The following is a 2,527-nucleotide window of genomic DNA, read 5'->3' as shown; positions in this document are numbered from 1 at the left end:
TCCTTTGACATAGAAGCATTTTGAATTAAATCTTTCGCTTTTAAAGGATAAACTTCATTCTGTACTTTATACTCAACGGACTGTTGAAGAAGATTTTGTAGTGCTTCCTCCTCTTTTTTGACAATCGGATCGTCTTCTTTAATAGGCTTTATGTATGTAGACTTCAGATGAATTTCACTTTTATACTTCTGCTTGTCGTAATCTTTCAGTAGACTAGTAACGTCATACTGTTTTCCATCAACACTCTTCGAAATAACAATTTTTCCTTCTTCAAGCTTCGCCATAGCATCTTGAGGCGCTTTTAATTTTTCATTCATAGAGATGAGCTTTTCTTCTACAAGTTTTTTCATCGTTTCACTACGATACTGATCCGCCTTTTCCGGTAGCAATGAATAATTTTTTTCCTTTGCGGAAGGGAAAAATGTCCACTGGCTTTTTAATAGTTTCTTAACTTGAGGCACATCTTTTTCCGTAAGTTCCGTTTTTGTATCTTTTTCATCTAAAATTTGTTGTTGATCGACATAGACTTTGTTTGCTAGTCCAGATGTTTTTAATTTCTGTATTGCCTGATCAGCACTCAAACCACCGACTTTTGTGTCATTAATCGTAACATTCGAATTGAAGTGAGTTGCCTGATAATAACTCATTCCCCCAATGAGAAGTGCAATTATACCAACACCCGCTGCGATAAGCTTCCAATTTGTAAAACGTTTGCTTGATCTTACTCGTTTTCTATCAACTTCTTCAACTGATTCATTTACTGTATTGTTGTTCATCAATCTTTCCCCCGTATACATTAACGTCCATCGATTTTAAACCAAAACCATTGACTAGTGTACCTTATTTTTCCTGAAATTTCATTATTTTTGACCAAATTTTATCGCATTTAATTGATCAAATTTGACTTTTCAATAGAACGACACATCAAGATGGTAGATAAAGTGAAACTTTAAATCGTGTTACTATTCATCTATTAACAAAAGAACAAACAAAGAAAAGGTTGAAGGAACACGCAAAAGAAGAAAAAAGGTATTACTAGCAAAGAATGAATTGTTACTATTCCCAATTTACGGAAAATTTGATATGATATTTTTATAAATAGAATATTTTACATTTTAGGAGGATGAAATGGAGAAAAAAACAGATTTTTCGTTGTCACTTTTGTTTTTTTGGATTAAAGGGTTTGTTTCAGTTGATTCAAGATTTGTAAAAGTATCAACAGGAAACACTATATTAGGATTTATTCCTGCTGGAAAAGATAATCAAAGCATTCCTTTGAAAAATATTAGTTCTACAATGATTTCTTCTCAGTATAGAATAAAACCTATTATATTAGGATTGATTATTCTTCTTATTTCCTTTAATACCCTAGGAAATAACTTTATATTCGGACTCATTTTACTATTAATCGGAATTGGTATTTTAGGTAGTGGTATGCAAAATGTATTGATTATTCAAAGGGCTGGATCGGATTATATTTTTTCAGTGCCATTCTTTGAAAAAGCTAAATTGGAAACTATTCAAGATTGTATTGCTGAAGCATTAGCTTATGATACAGATAAAACTGATTTAAATTTATTTTTCAATAAAAAATAAAAAAGACGATAGGATTTCCTATCGTCTTTTTTCACACTTACGCAAACAGAGACGTATTCGCATATAAAGCTGGTGAGCCACCTGAATGTACGAATAAAATGTTGTCTTCTTTATTAAATTTACCTTTTCTAATTAAGTCGATTAGTCCCGCTACTGCTTTACCTGTATAAACTGGGTCAAGTAAAATACCTTCAGTTTTCGCAAGTAACTGTACTGCTTCAACCATTTCTGGTGTTGGTAAAGCGTATCCTGGTCCTACATATTCATCAAAGCATGTAACTGCTTCGCGTGAAATAGAGTTTGGGATACCAACGTGAGCTGAAGTTTCATCTACAAGTTTTGCTACTTTCTCTTCTTGCTCCGCTTTTCCTCTACTTACGTTGATTCCGATTACAGGAATTTTGCTTTGCGTTCCGGAAAAACCAGTAATTAAACCAGCATGCATACCAGCGCTACCACTTACACAAACAACTGAACTGAAATCAATTCCTTGTTCAAATGATTGAGCCATAATTTCTTGCGCACAAGCAATATATCCCATTGCGCCAGTAGGGTTCGATCCACCAACTGGAATGACATATGGTGTATTTCCTTTTTCACTTACTGCTTTCGCTACTTTATGCATCTCTTCCATAAGGTCTGTTCCATTTGGCACAACAATTACGTTTTCAGCACCTAATAAATGATATAAGAAGTAGTTTCCGTTAAAGTCTGGCTTTTCTTCTGGCTCAAGCCCTTCTTCTAACACAAGAATACATTTCATTTTTTCTTTTACCGCAGCTGCAAGTGTGAGACGACAATGGTTTGATTGAATACCACCAGCTGTAATTAACGTATCTGCACCTTTTGCCTGTGCATCCGCAACTAGAAACTCTAACTTTCTCGTCTTATTACCACCAGCTGTTATTAACGTATCTGCACCTTTTTCCTG

General features: G+C 34.2%; 2 protein-coding genes and 1 pseudogene. 1 reads left to right on the top strand and 2 read right to left on the bottom strand.

Annotated features, from left to right (window positions below; all coding sequences use genetic code 11):
- Window positions 1-776: pseudogene (locus AC1DTM_RS22590) on the bottom strand (L,D-transpeptidase family protein); the annotation flags it as partial.
- Between the two features lie 352 nt (window positions 777-1,128).
- Between AC1DTM_RS22590 and AC1DTM_RS22585 the strand changes: the two are divergent.
- Window positions 1,129-1,596, top strand: a complete 468-nt coding sequence (locus tag AC1DTM_RS22585) for a hypothetical protein (RefSeq protein ID WP_002110683.1) — start codon at window positions 1,129-1,131, stop codon at window positions 1,594-1,596.
- Between the two features lie 37 nt (window positions 1,597-1,633).
- On the opposite strand, the gene AC1DTM_RS22580 is transcribed toward AC1DTM_RS22585, so the two are convergent.
- Window positions 1,634-2,527: D-cysteine desulfhydrase family protein (locus AC1DTM_RS22580; protein WP_477000930.1), on the bottom strand; the 894-nt coding region annotated here is incomplete at its 5' end.

Source organism: Bacillus sp. P4_D3 (assembly GCF_056401855.1).
This window is presented reverse-complemented; position numbering and strand designations above follow the sequence as displayed.